Source organism: Aurantibacillus circumpalustris, from assembly GCF_029625215.1.
Lineage (GTDB): Bacteria > Bacteroidota > Bacteroidia > B-17B0 > Aurantibacillaceae > Aurantibacillus > Aurantibacillus circumpalustris.
Map to the genome: position 1 here is coordinate 2,454,630 of NZ_CP121197.1, position 17,955 is coordinate 2,472,584.

Consider the following 17,955-nt stretch of genomic DNA (forward strand, 5'->3'; position numbering starts at 1 on the left):
TAGTAATGGATTAAAATTTACGCGTCACTGGAATATGTAAAGTTACTCTTGTGCCCGAAGGTTCATTATTTTGATATAAATCTTCATAGGTGTAACCGTATTCACCTGCATAAACTTTGCTAAGAATGTTAAAGCGGTTATGAATTGCTTTTCCTGAAAACGATTCATGTTCTGGCCTTTGTCTTTGTTTAATTATTTTCGATTTCTCACGTCCTATACCATTGTCTTCAACAATACAAATCAGTATGTCCTTAAGTTCAAAGGTTATTTTTAAGCTTTTTTCTCCATGTTTATGTAACAAACCATGAACCAAAGAGTTTTCAATAAACGGTTGTACTAATAGTGGTGGTAACATAATTTCATCTACGTTTTTCACAATAATTTCAAAATTAAAATCTTTTTTAAATCGCAATTTTTCCAAAGATAAATAGAGTTCAAGAAGTTTTATTTCCTGATCAAAATCTATAAAATCTCTTTCTGAATAGTTTAAGGTACGTCGAACAAGATTTGAGAAGGTGGTTATGTAAGAGTATGAATTTTCAATATCACCTTTTAGTACTAAATCCTGTATTGAATTTAACGCGTTAAAAATAAAATGCGGATTCATTTGAGATTGAATCGCAGTAAGTTTTGAAACATTAATTTCGTTGAGTTGTTTTGATTTTCTTTGTTGAATATTCAGTTGCCACCTGTAAATCATAAAAACAAAAACCAAAAACAGAGAAATTATAGAGCCAATAAACCACCATTTTAAATAGTAGGGTTGCGCAATATTAAAAGAGTAAGAAATTGTCTTACTAAATTTCCCTTGATTTTCGGCCTTTACCAAAAAAGAATATTTGCCTGGCGCGAGCGCGTTATAGGTAACTTTGTTTAAATCATAGTTAGTTATGTTCCATTCGGTTTCATAACCTTCAAGTTTGTAATGGTAGTGAATTGTTTCGTGATTTTGCAGAGTAGGTAGCGACAATACAAATTGTATTTTTCGTTTGTTACTTTCAAAATTCGCGACTTGATTAAGCGATTTTTCTTCATCGTTTATTAGCAATCTATCTATGCGAACATCGGGAAATTTGCTTTTTGAGGGATCATAACTTAAATCAACTTTTTGAACACCTTCGCTATGACTTACCCAAAGATAATTTTGATGAATCGTAAAATCTAAGATACGTTTAGCACTGATTCCGAAAAGTGAATGGATTGATTTGATTAGTTTCCCATTTAAATCAAATTGAAAGAGTCCATCTGTCGTTTTTGCTAGTATGGTGTTTTTGAAAATCAGCATTTTAGTAATTGTTACCTTTTTGCGATTTACTATTGGTGCGATTGCCGATACTATTTTTACTTTCTCAATCACAAGAATTCCATTTTTTTTATCGGCCGCATAAATTTTCCCATTAAAATAATGCAAGGTGTTAGGGAAAATATCTTTACCTAAATATTGGATTGAGTATTTTTCACCTAAAGAATCTATAACAAACATGCCGTTTGCAGTCGTGGTATAAATTAATTTCTCATTGGGATCATATTCTAAAGAATATACTCTGTTCTCAAAACCGTTCAATTGTTCTTTTAAAAAATTGTTAGCTCCTAACCATTTGAATTTATGAATCCCATTATTTGTTCCTAAATAAAATGTTGTTTTCGATGTGAATACAGCGTCTTTTAAAGAGGATTGAAGAATTGGGAAAATTTTTCCGGTATTTTTATCGTACGCTTTAATAAAACCATCGTCAAATAAAACTAAGTCTGATCGGGGATCACCTTGCAGAACATTAATTGGTCTCTTGCCAGTTTTGCTCAAGTTTTTAAGCGAGCCTTCTGAACTCATAGAATTTAAATTACCTGTTGATGATCCAAGTAAAAGTCCCAGATCGTTGTCAGAATAAAGGGTAGCAATAGGATCGTCCCGAAACGATCGAACAACGTCAGAAATTTTTAAATCTGGAATTACAAGTACACCATTATAAAAAGTACTGAGTAAAAAATTACCTTCTTCATTTTTTAAAATATCTGAAATAAAATAATCCTGATAGTAAACTTGGCTAGAGCTCTTTTCGGTTAAGAGGTTAAGTCCTGGCAAAGTACCACCCACCCAAGCTTCGTCTCCTGTGCTATTGAGTCTTACCGAAGGACTGCGTTCAAAAGTTTTATCCTTAGGTAAAAGGCTGAGGGAAAAATCGAACTGATCGAATTTAAATATATTTTTAGATCCAAGATCGAGGGCGAACGAATTGTTTTTTAAATTAAAGAAAATATAATTATTGCTAACAGCTTGGTGGGTCTTTGAATCAAAGTGAAGTCGATGTTTTGTAAAGACCCCATAAGAGTATAATAAAACACTATCGGTACCCGAAATGTGAAATTGCGTCTTTTTGTCTTTTCTTAAGAAAGATACACCAACACTGCTTTTCTTGAGTTCGTACCGCTGTACCACGCTCTTATTTTTATTAAGAACAATTATTTTTCTTCCACCTACAATTACGTTGTCATCATTGGCGATTGCTAACACAATATCATTATGAGCTTCATCTGTTTTTAGTTCATAAAATAGAGAACATTTTTTTCGAACAATTTGAAAAATCTGGTGATTTAAATTATGGCAATAAATATTACCTTCTTTATCTATCTTAAATCCAAATAAAGAATTATTTTTCGATTCATCGCACTCTACTTTTTCATAATGTAGATAATCAAAATAAAACAATCCTTCATTTGTTGCAAACCAGTAGTTGAGATCCTTATCCTGAATAACATCATAAATTTGAACGCCCTTAAATTGATCGGCACCAAGGATAAAATAGGCAGGTTGTTGAGAAAACGCTAAGTTTCCAAAAAGTAAAAGTACAAATGCCAGCCTTTTTTGGAATAAAGAAAAGGATGATTTAATAATATGAAATATAGGATTTTGGGTTTTAGTCAAAGCGAATTATTAAATATATTATAAAGTTTGCTGTAAATAAAGAAACATAAGTATAGCCAATATTCTTATACTAATTTGAAAAATAATGTATTCCAATCTAATTTAGTTTTCAGTGCGCCAGCTAGCGCGATGTAACCGGTATTAAACCCTAAACAGCCAGTTCACCTTTTTCAAAGGCTTCTAGTGTCTAAATGCGGTTAAAACAAAAAACCACCTGAATTAGGTGGTTTTCGATTTGTTATTATTTACGCATTTTTAAAATCCCAGGTTTCCATAAACTTAGTAGTATAGTTACCGGCTTTAAAATCTTCGTTTTGCATTAATTTAATATGGAACGGAATGGTAGTTTTTACACCTTCAATTACATATTCACTCAAAGCACGGTGCATTTTAGCAATGGCTTCTTCGCGTGTTTGTGCAACAGTAATTAATTTGCCTACCATACTATCGTAATTTGGCGGAATTCTATATCCGCTGTATACATGTGAGTCTACACGAATTCCGTGTCCTCCCGGTGTATGCAAGGTTGTAATTAATCCTGGTGAAGGCACAAAATTCATAAAAGGATTTTCTGCATTTATGCGACATTCAATAGCATGTAATTGCGGGTAATAATTTTTGCCAGAGATAGGAACACCGGCGGCAACTAAAATCTGCTCACGAATAAGATCATAATTAATTACCTCCTCAGTGATAGGATGTTCTACTTGAATACGCGTATTCATTTCCATAAAATAGAAGTTGCGGTGTTTGTCAACCAAAAACTCTACTGTCCCCACACCTTCGTAGGCAATGGATAAAGCAGCTTTAACAGCAGCGTTGCCCATGGCTTCACGCAATTCAGGGGTCATAAATGGTGAAGGTGTCTCTTCTACAAGTTTCTGATGACGACGTTGAATGCTGCAATCACGTTCACTTAAATGACAGGCTTTGCCGTATTGGTCGCCTACAATTTGAATTTCGATGTGACGTGGTTCTTCAATGTACTTTTCCATGTACATAGCACCATTGCCAAAGGCAGCAAAAGCTTCATGCGTTGCACTATCCCAAGCTGGTTGAAATTCTTCATCATTCCAAACAATACGCATTCCCTTACCACCACCACCGGCAGTAGCTTTAATAATTACTGGGTAACCAATTCCTTTGGCAAGTTCCATTCCCTGTTCAGCACTATCAAGTAATCCTTCAGATCCTGGTACACATGGCACTCCAGCTTCTATCATGGTAGCCTTGGCATTACTTTTATCTCCCATCTTGTTAATCATTTCGGGAGAGGCACCTATAAATTTTATTTTATTCTGACGACAGATTTCTGAGAACTTAGCGTTTTCACTTAAGAAACCATAACCAGGATGAATGGCATCAGCATTGGTTATTTCTGCAGCAGCAATAATGCTGGCCATATTCAGATAACTTTCTTTACTTGGAGGAGGTCCAATACACACAGCTTCGTCAGCAAACTTAACATGCAAAGAATCTTTGTCGGCTGTTGAATAAACAGCAACCGTTTTAATTCCCATTTCACGACAGGTGCGTATAACGCGCAGTGCAATTTCCCCTCTATTGGCTATTAATATTTTTTTGAACACGATTTTGAAATTTTAAGTTATAAATTTTAAATTTTGTATTAGTTAAATGATCTATTTATCATTCAACATTTAAAATTCCTAAGAAGGATCTACTAAAAATAAAGGTTGATCGTATTCTACTGGCGTAGCATCATCCACAAGTACTTTTACTATTTTCCCCTTAATATCACTTTCAATTTCATTAAATAATTTCATTGCTTCGATAATACAAACCGGTTTGCCAGCTGTAATCTCATCTCCAACACCTACAAAGGCTGCTTTGTCTGGCCCTGCTGAACGGTAAAAAGTACCAATCATTGGCGATTTTATTGTAACGTACTTAGCTTCATCGGAATTAGCACTTCCATTGGATTTTGCTTCTCCACCAGCATTAGCGGGTGCAGTAACAGCTTGTGCTACAGGAGCAACTGCCATAGGTGCGGCCATTACTGGCGCCTGTTGCATAAGCACAGGTTGACCACTTTTTGGCGTGCGAATAACTATCTTAATTTCTTTTGTTTCTAATTCAACTTCGCTAACACCACTCTTTGAAACAAATTTTATTAGATCCTGAATTTCTGTTAATTTCATGTGTTTAATTTTTTTAGTTAATAATTGTATCTGACAGTCCTATTAAGCGTGAATAAACCTAAGGCTATCTAATTATAATTTTTTAGTTAGTGGGGCAAAAGTAAAAGTAATTTTGATTAAAAAAAGTGTTTTTGAGCTTGATTTATAACAAAATTGGTGTTTTTGAGTCGTTTTTGACTGAAAACGAAGGTTTTAACATAAAAAAAACCGCTTCATCTAAAACGAAACAGTTTTTAGTCATTTTGAGCTTTTTTTAGAACATTACGCCAATACTTATTCGAATAGCGCTCATTTTTAAATTTTGTTTAATAGGAGTAGAATTATTAGCTCCCGACTCTGTTTTATAAACGGTGTACTCAGATTCACTTCTCATTTGATTAGTAAGTGTAATTACATAATTAATATTTATGAAAACGCCAGTTGATCCAGATAGTCTATATTCAGCACCTAATCCACCATTAAAAGCAAACCTTAAAGGTATCGGGGAAAATTCTTTATTTACTTTAATACCACTTAGAGATTCAACGCCTGGCACAACTGTGTAACCTGTGTCATTATATTTACGGGTTTGAAGGTAGGAGTCTTCTGCAATGGCATTGATCCTTATGCCTAATTCACCTCCAAACATTCCTGAATACTTAATTCCATTGATCTCCTTTGTTGATAGTTTAAGAATGATTGGTATGGTGATATAAGTCGTTTTAACAGATCTTTCTTTTAGAACAAACCCAGTATTTAAGGCTTTTGTCCTATTTTCCGAAGTAGCTGTAACAAGGTCATTATTCTCATCCATCCAATACATAGATTCATAATTTATAGAAGGATCGTTTCTAAAAGTATATTTTCCTCCTTCAAAATCGGCACCAATTCCAGTTAGCAAACCTGCTGTTTCAGAAAATCTTCTCTCAATATTAAGACCAAAACCATAGCCAAATTTTGCACCACTTGGTACATTGCTTTTCTCAGTACTCTTAAACCATGTTGGTTGCAAAACAACCCTTAATCCAAAACGAAATTTTTTATCAAAATCAGATTTTACAGGCGCAGCATCTTGTGACAATAACGATGACGGCATAAGTAAACATACTGTTAGCACTAGTAGAAAATTTTTCATCATTAATTTTTATTATATGGTTACTTTTACAAATATAAAAAATAGATCTACCAACCATGAGAAAAAGAATTCTTTTTATTGCACTTTCTACCTTCATTCTTTTTGCCTGTAATGATAACAAACTCGAAGTCGATATTTCTTCCGTTGATTTAGAACCCTTACAAACACTAAGATTGGAAGAAGATCTTTTTAAGCTTAATCTTTCAAATTTTGATGAAAACAGTAAAACTATTAAAACAAAATACGGCATGTTTTACGAACATTTTTTAATCAATCCGCTTGGCTTGAATGGGACAAAGGATACAGCGTACAAAGCAATGGTGCTTGATTTTGTTTCAGATAAAAATGTGCGCGAAGCCTATGACTATACAAAAAAAATGTATTCTACCTCAGAGTTTGAAAATATTAGTGAAGAAGTAAATAACTGCGTAAAGCGTTTTAAGTACCATTTTCCAAAGAGAAAACTACCTACGCGTTTTATTACCTGTACAACTGGGTGGAACTATGCCTTTGCTTATCTCGACAGTGCTCTTGTAGTTAGTCTTGATATGTACTTGGGTGATACCGCAAAGTTCTATCAAATGTTGCGTTACCCGATGTATCAAACACGTAAAATGAACAAAGCACATTTATTGTCAGACATAGCTAGAGGTTGGATTTTAACTGAGTTTGATAACGATTTACCACAAAACACTCTCCTTAACCATACTATTTTTTATGGTAAATTATATTATGCTGTAAACGCACTTCTCCCTAATACCAATGATAGTTTGATCATTGGTTATTCCAGCAAACAAATGAAAGCCTGTAAAGAGTATGAAAAAAATTACTGGAGTTATTTTGCTGAAAAAAATCGTCTCTACGAAAATAATTTAAATACGATTCGCGAACTCACCAGCGAGGGACCATTTACAGGTGCTATTAGTAAGGAATGTCCGCCACGCATTGCCATGTGGATTGGTTGGCAAATTGTAAAGAGTTACATGAAAAATAACAACAAAGTTACTTTACAAGAATTAATGGAAGATGCCAATGCTCAAAAGATTTTGAGTAAGAGTAAATACCGACCGTAAATGAGGTAAAACAAACTGTCTAAGTTTTAGAAAGACTTAGCTCTCGCTTCAAAATAAAAATTACTTTTCAAAGTGTTTTTTCATGTAAGCAAAGTAATGATCTTTCCAACCCTTTTTGTATTGATCACCTTGGCCTTCAGGAATGTTAGTGTGTGTAATGGTTACTAAAGTGTGATCGTCTTTAAACGTAAAAAAAAGCTCAATGAGAGAATCTTCATCATCGGTCGCAAAATCAGTTGTACGCCATTTTTGAATTATTTTTTTGTAAGGAAATATTTCAACATTTGTTCCAGTTATGTAGCCATCCCATGCTGAAAAACTGCCTCCTTCATTTGGGCTCGTTTTAGCTTTGCTACCACCTGTAAATTCAGAATGAGTTTTATCGTTCAGCCAACCGGTAAATACTTCTTTGGCCGGGCAATGCAATTTTACAGATACTTTAAATTTTTCCACTTTTATAATTATGCTTGTTTATCATGAAGCGAAGTTCCACCCTGTTTCAAGATTGTTTGTTTGTTTTCCTTTAAGATTTCAATCGCTGTTTCTGCAATTTTCTTTGGGGAAAAACCACACTCCTCGTATAACTCCACTTGCTCGCCATGCTCAATAAAATTATCGGGTATACCTAAACGTACCACCCTGGCAGAATAATTCTTGTCAGCCATAAATTCGAGAACAGCACTACCCATTCCTCCAATAATACAGCCATCTTCAACGGTAATTATTTTAGTGTACGAAGTAAAAACTTCGTGTAATAATGCCTCATCAATTGGTTTTGCAAAACGCATATCATAATGCGCAGCATTGATGCCTTGTTCTTTAAGACGTTCTATAGCTTCTGTTACCAAATTACCTGGATGACCCAGTGATAAAATGGCTAATTCTTTTCCATCTTTAATTTTCCTGCCTTTACCAATTTCAATTTTTTTAAATGGTGTTTTCCAATCAACCATTACACCTTGACCACGAGGATAACGAATGCTAAATGCAGTTTTAACTTCATCCAATTGGGCGGTGTACATTAAATTGCGAAGTTCTTCTTCATTCATCGGTGCACTCACAATCATCTTAGGAATACAACGGAAATAAGCAATGTCATAGGCACCGTGATGTGTCGGACCATCTGCTCCAGCCAAGCCACCGCGATCGAGACAAAAAATAACTTTTAAATTCTGTAAGGCAACATCATGGATTACTTGATCGTATGCGCGTTGCATAAAGGAAGAATAGATGTTACAAAAAGGTACTAAACCTTGAGATGCTAGTCCGCCACTAAAAGTAACTGCGTGTTGTTCAGCTATACCAACGTCGAAAGCCCTGTCTGGCATAGCTTTCATCATAATATTTAATGAACAACCAGAAGGCATTGCAGGAGTTATACCAACGATATTTAAATTTTTTTCAGCGAGTTCAACAATGGTGTGACCAAAAACATCTTGGTATTTTGGTGGTTGAGGTGTTTTAGGAATTACTTTAATAATTTCACCGGTATCTTTATTAAACAAACCTGGTGAGTGCCATACGGTTTCGTTTCCTTCTTCACTAAACTTATATCCTTTTCCTTTTTTTGTAAGAATGTGCAATATTTTTGGTCCCGGTATATCTTTTAAATCTGCTAAAACTTTTGTTAACCTCACAACATCATGACCGTCAACAGGACCAAAATATCTAAACTTTAACGACTCAAATAAATTACTTTGTTTGAGCAAACTTGTTTTTACAGCATTCTCAATTTTAGAAGCGATTTCTTGCGCATTGGGACCAAACTTGCTTATTTTCCCAAGTAGTTCCCACACCTTGTCCTTTGCTTTGTTGTAGGTATGTGAAGTGGTAATATCTGTTAAGTACTCTTTAAGTGCTCCTACGTTTGGATCAATACTCATACAGTTGTCATTTAAAACAACTAAGAGATTTGCGTTTTCAACTCCTGCATGATTTAAGCCTTCAAAAGCAAGTCCAGCAGTCATTGCGCCATCACCAATTACGGCAATGTGCTGTTTATCTTTTAAGTTTTTGTACTTGCTGGCTACAGCCATTCCAAGTGCAGCACTGATTGAAGTAGATGAGTGTCCTACACCAAAGGTATCATATTCACTTTCGCTTCTTTTTGGAAAGCCGCTAAGGCCTTTGTATACACGATTCGTATGAAAATTATCGCGCCTTCCGGTAAGTATCTTGTGCCCATAGGCTTGATGACCAACATCCCAAACCAATTGATCGTAAGGAGTATTAAAAATATAATGTAAAGCAACCGTTAACTCAACAACACCAAGTGAAGCACCAAAATGTCCACCTTTAACCGAAACAAGATCAATAATATATTGGCGAAGTTCTGAGCTGATTTGTTCTAGCTGGTCTTCATTTAACTTTTTTAAATCCGAAGGTGAATTTATTTTTGATAACAAATCACCTGGAATAAAACCCGAACCTTTTACAATTTCCATTAGCACAAAGATAAATTTTTTTAACGCATCATTTTGGTATTTTATTATCAATAAAATCAGAGTTTATTAACCCTTTAGTATTAATTAACGGTAAAAGAGGTTTCTGCTTCTGTTTACGTTAAACAAGGCTCGCCAACCTCTTTTAAGCAATTATTTTTTAAGGAGATAACCCTTTTCTAAAATGATGGTTTCTGCCTCACTTATTCCAAGGTCAATGTTTTCAGATACTTCAACGTATCCCTTTTTCTTTACATTTAAAATATACTTGCCGCCATGCATGGTGAAAAAATATTCACCATTTTCATTCGTTAGAGAAGACCCTATTTCTTTGTTTTGTTCATCTTTTACTATCACTTCTACATCTTGAATTCCGTACCCTTCGTTTCCTTCACGAATAGTACCTTTTAAAATACTTAAACCGTTACTTGTTTTCTTTTTACCATCCGGCTCAAGTATTGCATAATCTTTTAAGTCAATTTTATAAATATCGTTTTCTCCAAATCCTCCTTTACGATTACTCGACACATAAGCAAATTTGGCATCAGCACTGATCGTAAGTTGACCTTCTTTACCACTACTATTTATAGGATACCCAACATTCACTGGCGAACTCCATTTTCCATTTTCAAATACAGTTTTTAGAACATCGTAACCACCCATACTTTTTGGACCGTTGCTACAAAAGAAAAGTGTTTTTCCATCTGGAGCCAAAAACATGCCTGCTTCATCGTAAACGGTATTAATTTCGGGACCAAGATTTACGGGTTCTCCCCACTCACTTTTGTTTTTTTTATGTACCATCCAAATGTCGCTGCCGCCATAACTTCCTTTTCGTTCGCTACTAAAAAAATAACGTTTACCGTCGGCTGAAATGCAGGCGCCTCCTTCCCAATACGAAGAATTTATAGGTTTACCGAGACTTACGGGAGCTTTCCATTTGTCGTTTAATACCTTGCTTACAAAAACACTTCCTCCGCGTTTGGCAGGACTATTCATGTCATTAAAATAAATAAAAATCTGTTTTCCATCTGGAGAGATACTGGTAACAGCATCGTGTGCCTTTGTGTTTATAGTGTTTCCAATACTTACTGCTTTTGTGAAGTTTCCGGTTGAGTCGAGTGTTGTTGTGTAAATGTTTTCAAAGTACTTACCATCTCCTTCAACATCGGTAGGATCGTTTGTGGTTTCAGGACGACGTGTGGTGAAAACAATTCTGTTTCCATCGGCCGTAATACAAGGATTTTTATCATCGTATTTACTGTTTATTTCCTCGCCAAGATTTGTAATAACAACCGGAACAGGATGTGCCATTAATAGTTTTGCGTTTTCAGACTGGCTCAGATACGTTGCTGCATCTTCCAGCAGTTCTTTATCATTTAAAGGTAAGGTTTTAAAGAGCTTAAATTCTATGATGGCACTATCAACCTCATCTTCTATCTGGTAAGTTCTTCCTAAATAAAAATGCGTTTCTGGTTTCACGTCAACATTTATTTCAATAGCTTTTATAAAACTGTTTTTTGCGTTATCTATTTTGCCCAAGTTAAAATAGCAAACCCCTACATAATATTTAACAGAAGCATCCGTTTGGTTATTTTTTTCTACTTCACGAAAGGTGTTTAACGCGCTAAGATAATCTCCTGAAAGCATTTTTTGTTTTGCAGAGAATAGTTTTGCCTCATCGGCAGTATTAGAAAATACATTACCTTTTTTTTCCTTTTGAGAGTATGTTAAAAAGGAGAGACTTAAAAAAAGTGACAGTAAAACAATTTTCTTCATAAAGTATCTGTTTAGAAAACTAAAATACAGGTTATTTTCTGAAAGTAGCCTTATTGTGGAAAAAGTTTTGATTTTTAACAGGTTTTTCGCTTGTGTTAACGAAGTAGCGTGGTCAACGTAATAATTATGTTTTGATGTAAATGAAAATTAACTAAATTTGACTGAACTACAAAAATAAACTATGAATAAATCAAAACTTGTTGTTGCTGTTTCTTTCTTATTTTTTGCTTTTCTTATTTTCGTTTCCTGTGATAAAAAAGTAGGCAAACTGCCTGAAGAAACACCCCCTACTGGCATTAATTGTGATGAGGTAACCTACACAAAAGATATCAAATCAATCATTGCAAACAATTGTTCACTTGCTGGATGTCATGATGGAAACAACTCTAACCCTCGTTTAGAAACTTACAGTTTATTAAAAGATCGCGCCGATGCTGGAAGAATTAAAGAGCGTGTATTAGACGCGTCACCAACGCGTATGCCTCCAGTAGAAAGACCAGCTCTTACTTCAGAAGAAAAGGAATTGATTTCTTGTTGGTTAGAAAACGGTAAAAAAGAATAAACCTTAGTTTTTCTTTCTCATACTCACTACAAGTGGCACACCGCTGAAATCATAGGCTTCACGGATTTTATTTTCAAGAAAGCGTTTATAAGCTTCAGTAACATACTGCGGTAAATTGCAATAAAACATAAATAAAGCTTCTGTTTTTAATTGTGTAATGTATTTAATTTTTACATACTTGCCTTTAACCGCTTGCGGCGGAGTACTTTCAATGAGCGGTAATAAGTAATCGTTCAATTGTCGGGTAGGGATGTGGCGTGTTTTATTCTCGTATACCTTCATGGCTACTTCAACGGCTTTCATAATTCTTTGTTTGTCTTGAACAGAGATAAATAAAATCGGAATGTCTTTAAACGGTTTTATACGCTCGCGAATTTTTTCTTCATACTCTTTTGCAGTCTTGGTATCTTTTTCAACCAAATCCCATTTATTTACAATGATCGCAACTCCTTTTCTATTTTTTTCAATCAAACTAAGAATGCTTAAATCTTGCGCTTCAATTCCTTGTTCCGCATCAATCATTAACAAACAAACATCGCTTCTTTCGATGGCATTAATACTTCGCATCACACTGTAAAACTCAAGATCTTCATGAACTTTTGCTTTTCTACGGATTCCCGCTGTATCAATGAGCCAGAAATCGTGTCCGAATTTTGAATAACGGGTATTAATGGTATCTCTGGTTGTTCCAGCAACTGCTGTTACAATATTTCTTTCTTCACCTAATAAGGCATTAGTTAAAGATGATTTTCCAACATTTGGTCGGCCAACAATTGCAATACGTGGAATTTCAATTTCTTCCAACCCTCCTTCTTCTTTTGGCAGAAGTTCTACAAGTGCATCCAACATATCTCCTGTGCCACTGCCACTAATGGCTGAAATAGGATAAACTGTTCCAAGTCCAAATTGATAAAACTCAGCAGAATAAGCTGCTTTTTCATGGCTATCTACTTTATTTGCCACTATAATACAAGGCTTTTTACTTTTACGTATAATTTTAGCTACTTCTGTATCAAATTGTGTAACACCTTCAATAACATCTACAGTAAAAATAAGCGCTGTACTTTCATCAATAGCAATTTGAACTTGTTTGCGAATTTCGCCTTCAAAAATATCATCACTTCCCTTAATGTAGCCGCCTGTGTCAATCACACTAAATTCAACACCCTGCCATTCTGCTTTCCCATAGTGACGGTCGCGTGTAACTCCCGCTACTTCATCAACAATCGCCTGACGCGTTTCTGTTAAACGATTAAAAAGTGTTGATTTACCCACATTGGGTCTTCCTACTATTGCAACTACATTTGACATAAGGGCACAAAAGTACTAAATTAACGGTGAACCGCATATTGTAAAATAAAGTGAATTAATGTATATTTGATTAATGACCCGCAAACTGTTACTTATTCTATTTTCTTTTGGGTGTTTTTGCCTTCATAATGCTCAAAGTAATGCTCATCAGCAGGTAGTAAGCCCCCACGTAAGTCCGGCACTTAGATTCACTGAAAATAAAGGGCAGTGGGACTCTAAAATCTTATTCAGAGCTCAATTAGACGGTGGCGCTTTATTTCTTGAAAAAACAGGACTCACCTTTTCATTTTACGACAAAAAAAAATACAGGGACATTCATCATGGTGGTGCCTTAAAAAAGAAGTATGATAATTTGAATATAAATTTCCATGCATACAAAATCAGCTTCGAAAACTGCAATCCCGCTACTTTTCCTGAGAAGGCGCAACAGGGCTTAGATTATGAGAATTTTTATTACGGAAATGATAAATCGAAATGGCAGAGCGATGTTAAAAATTACCACCAGTTGTTTTTAAGGAATTTATATCCTGGTATTGATTACGAAATACTCACTGCCGTTAATGGTTTAAAATATAATTTTCATGTCAGTGCTAAATCAGATCCTTCGCTAATAAAACTACGTTACGAAGGCGTAGATGACATTAAATTAAAGGACGGTAAATTAATTCTAAAACTTTCTGTAAACGAAGTGATTGAGCAAAAGCCTTATGCTTACCAACTGATAAATGGTGTTGTAAAAGAAGTGAAATGTGTTTATGGTTTTAAAAGAAGTGTTTTGAGTTTTGATTTTCCGGATGGATATGATAAAAATTATGATTTAGTTATTGATCCTGTGTTAGTATTTGCGGCGCAATCAGGCTCAACGGCTGATAATTTTGGAATGTCGGCAACTTATGACAATCAAGGGAGTTTGTACGCAGGCGGTACCGCATATAGTACCGGATATCCCGCTACTTTAGGTGCCTTTAGCTCAAGTTTTACTGGTGCTGTATTTTATGGAAACACCGACGTAGTGGTTACGAAATATAATTCCGCAGGTACTGCGCTGATTTACTCCACTTATTTGGGCGGAAGTCTTGCCGAAACCGTTAACAGCATGATTGTAGATAACGCAAACAACCTGTGTATTTACGGAGTAACTGGTAGCTCAAATTTCCCAACAACTTCTGGCGCCTTCGATCAAACGTTTAATGGAGGTTCGTTTGTGATGTTTGTTTCTAACGGTACACGTTTTGATAACGGAACGGATATTTTTGTTACAAAGTTTAATGGAAATGGAACGAGTTTATTGGCTTCAACTTTTTTAGGTGGATCAGCTAATGATGGCTTAAATTATAGCAATCAGTTTAGTTTTTTATATTCTGTACCAGCTGCTCCTCCTGCAACAGGTAATGAAACCGTAACCGAGCCCGATTATATTAATTTGCAACACAATTATGGAGATCAATGCAGAGGCGAAATTCAGGTAGATTTATTGGGAAATATTTATATTACCAGTTCCACACGCTCTGCAGACTTTCCTGTTGTAAATGCTTTTGACAACAGTCTCAATGGCATTCAGGACGGAATCATTGCTAAGTTTAATCCGAATTTATCCTCTTTACTTAACTCTTCATTTATTGGAGGTAATGGTTTTGACGCTGGTTACGGCTTAATTGTAAAAGATAATTTTGAAGTATATGTAACAGGAGGAACTACTAGCCCCGCATCTATAGGCGGCCTACCTTATGTTAATGGTGGTTATCAGCAAAATTATCAAGGTGGTGCGGCAGACGGTTATGTATTGCGTATTAGTCCTTCGGGAAACACTGTGCTAAATGGTACTTATTTTGGAACGAGTAGTTACGATCAATCATTTTTTGTTCAGGCGGATAAATATGACAACATATACATTTACGGCCAATCCCTAGGCGCAATTCCAATCGTGATAGCCTCTAATCAGTCTTCCATTTTTAGCGTCCCGAATACACACCAGTTTATTTCAAGGTTTAATCCAAGTTTAAGTGTTTTGAATATGTCAACGGTTTTTGGAAACTATACTAATAACACAGATATATCTCCTTGTGCGTTTGCAGTGGATAAATGCAATAATATTTATATCTCGGGTTGGGGCGGAAGTGTGTTGGGTCAAAACCCACCTCCTTTAGCCAATATGCCGCTTTTAATACCAACACAAGCCACAACCACTGGTTTTGATTTTTATTTTATGGGATTAGATTCGAATGCAGTTTTGCTAAAATACGGTTCCTATTTTGGTGGAAGCTTTAGCGCAGAACATGTAGATGGCGGCACTTCGCGTTTCGATCCGGGTGGGCGTATTTACCAATCGGTGTGTGCCGGATGCGGTGGTAATGATGATTTCCCTGTTACGCCTGGAGCTTGGCCGGGTACTCCAGGAAATCCAAACCACGCCGCGAACTGCAATAACGGGGTTATTAAACTCGATTTTCAATTACAGTTGGCGATTGCAACCATCAGCACAAATACTTTATCTGGCTGTTCACCGCTAACCGTTACACTTACAAATGCTACACCACCAGGAGGTTCTACAGCTACTTATACATGGGATTTGGGAAATGGTAATACGAGTTCTTCTAATGCAAATCCTGTAGTTACTTATACAGCACCTGGCACCTATACAATTTTATTAACTGTTCAGGATAATTTAACGTGTAACAAAACCGACCGCACAAAAACATACGTCACTGTGCTTCCAAAGCCAGCAGTGGCTTTTAACGTGAATATTACACCATGCACAAATACAATTTTAGCAACACAAACAACAACTGGTAACTTAAGTGCAAATCCTTATGCCTGGAATTTTGGAGATGGAAGCCCTATCAGCAATTTAGGCACTGTCACCTATACCTATCCGGGAAACGGAACATATACCATCAGTTTAACTGTGACGGATCAAATTGGTTGCACCACGGTTTTAACTAAAACCATTGTAATATTTAATTTTGCTCCTGGTGCAGTTGGCACAACAAGTTTGTGTTACGGATCAAGTAAAAATATTACAGCTACTGGTGGAACTAGTTATACATGGGATCCTCCAGGATCATTGGACAACAACTTGATCGCTTCTCCTATAGCTTCACCTCTTTCTACAACCATTTATACTGTTCAGATTCTAAACAATTCACCAGGTTATACCTGTGGTAAAACGCTCACTACTCAGGTATTAGTTTTACCCACACCTACGACCGCATTTAACTATACTTCCAATCCTTGTGGTGGAGATGTGCGTTTCTTTGATAAATCGTATGACGATATTTCACAGTGGCTCTGGACATTGGCACCGGGAAAAACAAGTACAGTGCAAAACGCCTTTAACTTTTATAAAATCGGAGGAACTTATACAATAAATTTACAAACAACTAATACATTTGGTTGTAAAAGTAGTAAGGATACAACTGTTACCCTGCCAACTCCGCCGCCGGTTTCTGTGAATGCGGCTACAGCAATTTGTAGAGGAGATTTTGCACAACTAAATGCTACTGGAGGTATTTCATATCAGTGGTCGCCTCCTCAAACCTTGGACTTTCCAGCTATGTCAAATCCTATTGCAACGCCAGTAGTGAATACAACTTATTCGGTGGATATAACTACAAATGATGTGGTGAATGGTAAGCCATGTAAGTTTCTTCTCTTAGCTCAAGTAGATGTGGATGTTCTTTCATCAGGACTGGTTGGCGCTTATGCAAACCCTATTTTAATCACTACGGGAGAAAAGAGTACACTTATTTATACAGGTGATCCAGGTGCATTTGTGAGTTGGTTACCGCCTGGCAGCACTAGTCCCACATCGGGCTACACGGTGTTTGCAGCACCTAATCAACCAACAACTTATACCGCCTCGGCCAGACTTGGAGCTTGCGCGGCTGATGCCACCGTGCATGTTGATGCCTACTCAGAGGGCTGCATTGAAACGGATGCCTTTGTTCCGAATACGTTTACGCCAAATGGTGATGGTGAAAATGATATTTTTCGCGTAAAAGGATTAAAAGTAGTGGAGGTTTATTTTGCAGTTTACAACCGTTGGGGAGAAAAAGTTTTTGAAACTTACGATTTAAATAATGGCTGGGATGGCAGATACAAAGGCCGACCTGCAGATGTAGGCGTGTTTGGCTGGTATCTCAAAGTAAAATGCATTAATGGCTTGGAAACTTTCAAAAAAGGGAACGTCACACTCATTCGATAAATCTTTAAAAAATTACACTCTGTAAGAAAAAAAATTATTAAATTTGCCAACTCTTTACAGAGGCGGTAGCTTAAAAATTGTTCTAATTAAGAACAGAAAAAGCTACAGAATTCAGTAATAAATGGTAGGTATAGCTCAGTTGGTTAGAGCATCGGTTTGTGGTACCGAGGGTCGTGGGTTCGAGTCCCATTACTTACCCAAACAAAACTAAATTAACCCCGCTGATGCGGGGTTTTTTTATTTAATTCAGAAGTGTCGAAAGCTTGCTTTCGTAAGATTATGAATTAAATAAAAATCCCGACGGGTCCCGATAGTTATCGAATTGGCGTCAAGGTAATTCTAATGAAATTAACTTTTATGTATTGATAATTAAGAAGATAGAGGGATAA

General features: G+C 36.0%; 11 protein-coding genes and 1 tRNA gene. 4 read left to right on the top strand and 8 right to left on the bottom strand.

Features of this window, described 5'->3' with window-relative positions; translation table 11 throughout:
- Positions 1-10: 10 nt before the first annotated feature.
- The 4 genes from P2086_RS10290 to P2086_RS10305 form a co-directional block, all read right to left on the bottom strand.
- The gene (locus P2086_RS10290; protein ID WP_317896655.1) at positions 11-2,923 is read right to left on the bottom strand and encodes a sensor histidine kinase; all 2,913 of its coding nucleotides are present in this window, start codon (positions 2,921-2,923) and stop codon (positions 11-13) included.
- 245 nt (positions 2,924-3,168) lie between these two features.
- On the bottom strand, positions 3,169-4,512 hold the full coding sequence (gene accC, locus P2086_RS10295) for an acetyl-CoA carboxylase biotin carboxylase subunit (protein ID WP_317896656.1): 1,344 nt from the start codon (positions 4,510-4,512) through the stop codon (positions 3,169-3,171).
- Between the two features lie 78 nt (positions 4,513-4,590).
- Entirely contained in the window at positions 4,591-5,082 is a 492-nt protein-coding gene (gene accB, locus P2086_RS10300; protein WP_317896657.1) for an acetyl-CoA carboxylase biotin carboxyl carrier protein, read from the bottom strand.
- 253 nt (positions 5,083-5,335) lie between these two features.
- Positions 5,336-6,199: an outer membrane beta-barrel protein gene (locus P2086_RS10305; RefSeq protein WP_317896658.1), complete on the bottom strand. Its 864-nt coding sequence runs from the start codon at positions 6,197-6,199 to the stop codon at positions 5,336-5,338.
- Between the two features lie 53 nt (positions 6,200-6,252).
- Between P2086_RS10305 and gldB the strand changes: the two genes are divergently transcribed.
- Positions 6,253-7,269, top strand: coding sequence for a gliding motility lipoprotein GldB (gene gldB, locus P2086_RS10310; RefSeq protein ID WP_317896659.1), 1,017 nt, complete (start codon positions 6,253-6,255; stop codon positions 7,267-7,269).
- 60 nt (positions 7,270-7,329) lie between these two features.
- Here gldB and P2086_RS10315 read toward each other — a convergent pair whose 3' ends face one another.
- From P2086_RS10315 to P2086_RS10325, 3 genes are all read right to left on the bottom strand, one after another.
- Positions 7,330-7,722, bottom strand: coding sequence for an SRPBCC domain-containing protein (locus tag P2086_RS10315; protein WP_317896660.1), 393 nt, complete (start codon positions 7,720-7,722; stop codon positions 7,330-7,332).
- Positions 7,723-7,730: 8 nt separating this feature from the next.
- The gene (dxs, locus tag P2086_RS10320; RefSeq protein WP_317896661.1) at positions 7,731-9,713 is read right to left on the bottom strand and encodes a 1-deoxy-D-xylulose-5-phosphate synthase; all 1,983 of its coding nucleotides are present in this window, start codon (positions 9,711-9,713) and stop codon (positions 7,731-7,733) included.
- A gap of 150 nt (positions 9,714-9,863) precedes the next feature.
- Complete coding sequence (locus P2086_RS10325; RefSeq protein WP_317896662.1) at positions 9,864-11,489, bottom strand: carboxypeptidase regulatory-like domain-containing protein; 1,626 nt, start codon at positions 11,487-11,489, stop codon at positions 9,864-9,866.
- A 181-nt stretch (positions 11,490-11,670) separates the two neighbouring features.
- Between P2086_RS10325 and P2086_RS10330 the strand changes: the two genes are divergently transcribed.
- Positions 11,671-12,051 carry a hypothetical protein gene (locus P2086_RS10330; RefSeq protein WP_317896663.1) on the top strand — a complete coding sequence of 127 codons (381 nt, stop codon included), beginning with the start codon at positions 11,671-11,673 and terminating at the stop codon, positions 12,049-12,051.
- A gap of 3 nt (positions 12,052-12,054) precedes the next feature.
- Here the strand turns inward: P2086_RS10330 and der are convergent, their stop codons facing one another.
- Positions 12,055-13,362, bottom strand: coding sequence for a ribosome biogenesis GTPase Der (gene der, locus P2086_RS10335; RefSeq protein ID WP_317896664.1), 1,308 nt, complete (start codon positions 13,360-13,362; stop codon positions 12,055-12,057).
- 73 nt (positions 13,363-13,435) lie between these two features.
- On the opposite strand from der, the gene P2086_RS10340 reads away from it, so the two are divergent.
- Complete coding sequence (locus tag P2086_RS10340) at positions 13,436-17,566, top strand: DUF7948 domain-containing protein (protein WP_317896665.1); 4,131 nt, start codon at positions 13,436-13,438, stop codon at positions 17,564-17,566.
- Positions 17,567-17,690: 124 nt separating this feature from the next.
- Positions 17,691-17,764 (top strand) — tRNA-His (locus P2086_RS10345).
- The last annotated feature ends 191 nt before the right edge of the window (positions 17,765-17,955 follow it).

Bases quoted from the DNA above. Each gene is read 5' to 3' on its own strand.
- accB (WP_317896657.1), bottom strand. From the start codon at position 5,082: ATGAAATTAACAGAAATTCAGGATCTAATAAAATTTGTTTCAAAGAGT.
- der (WP_317896664.1), bottom strand. From the start codon at position 13,362: ATGTCAAATGTAGTTGCAATAGTAGGAAGACCCAATGTGGGTAAATCA.
- P2086_RS10305 (WP_317896658.1), bottom strand. From the start codon at position 6,199: ATGATGAAAAATTTTCTACTAGTGCTAACAGTATGTTTACTTATGCCG.
- gldB (WP_317896659.1), top strand. From the start codon at position 6,253: ATGAGAAAAAGAATTCTTTTTATTGCACTTTCTACCTTCATTCTTTTT.
- P2086_RS10325 (WP_317896662.1), bottom strand. From the start codon at position 11,489: ATGAAGAAAATTGTTTTACTGTCACTTTTTTTAAGTCTCTCCTTTTTA.
- P2086_RS10340 (WP_317896665.1), top strand. From the start codon at position 13,436: ATGACCCGCAAACTGTTACTTATTCTATTTTCTTTTGGGTGTTTTTGC.
- P2086_RS10330 (WP_317896663.1), top strand. From the start codon at position 11,671: ATGAATAAATCAAAACTTGTTGTTGCTGTTTCTTTCTTATTTTTTGCT.
- dxs (WP_317896661.1), bottom strand. From the start codon at position 9,713: ATGGAAATTGTAAAAGGTTCGGGTTTTATTCCAGGTGATTTGTTATCA.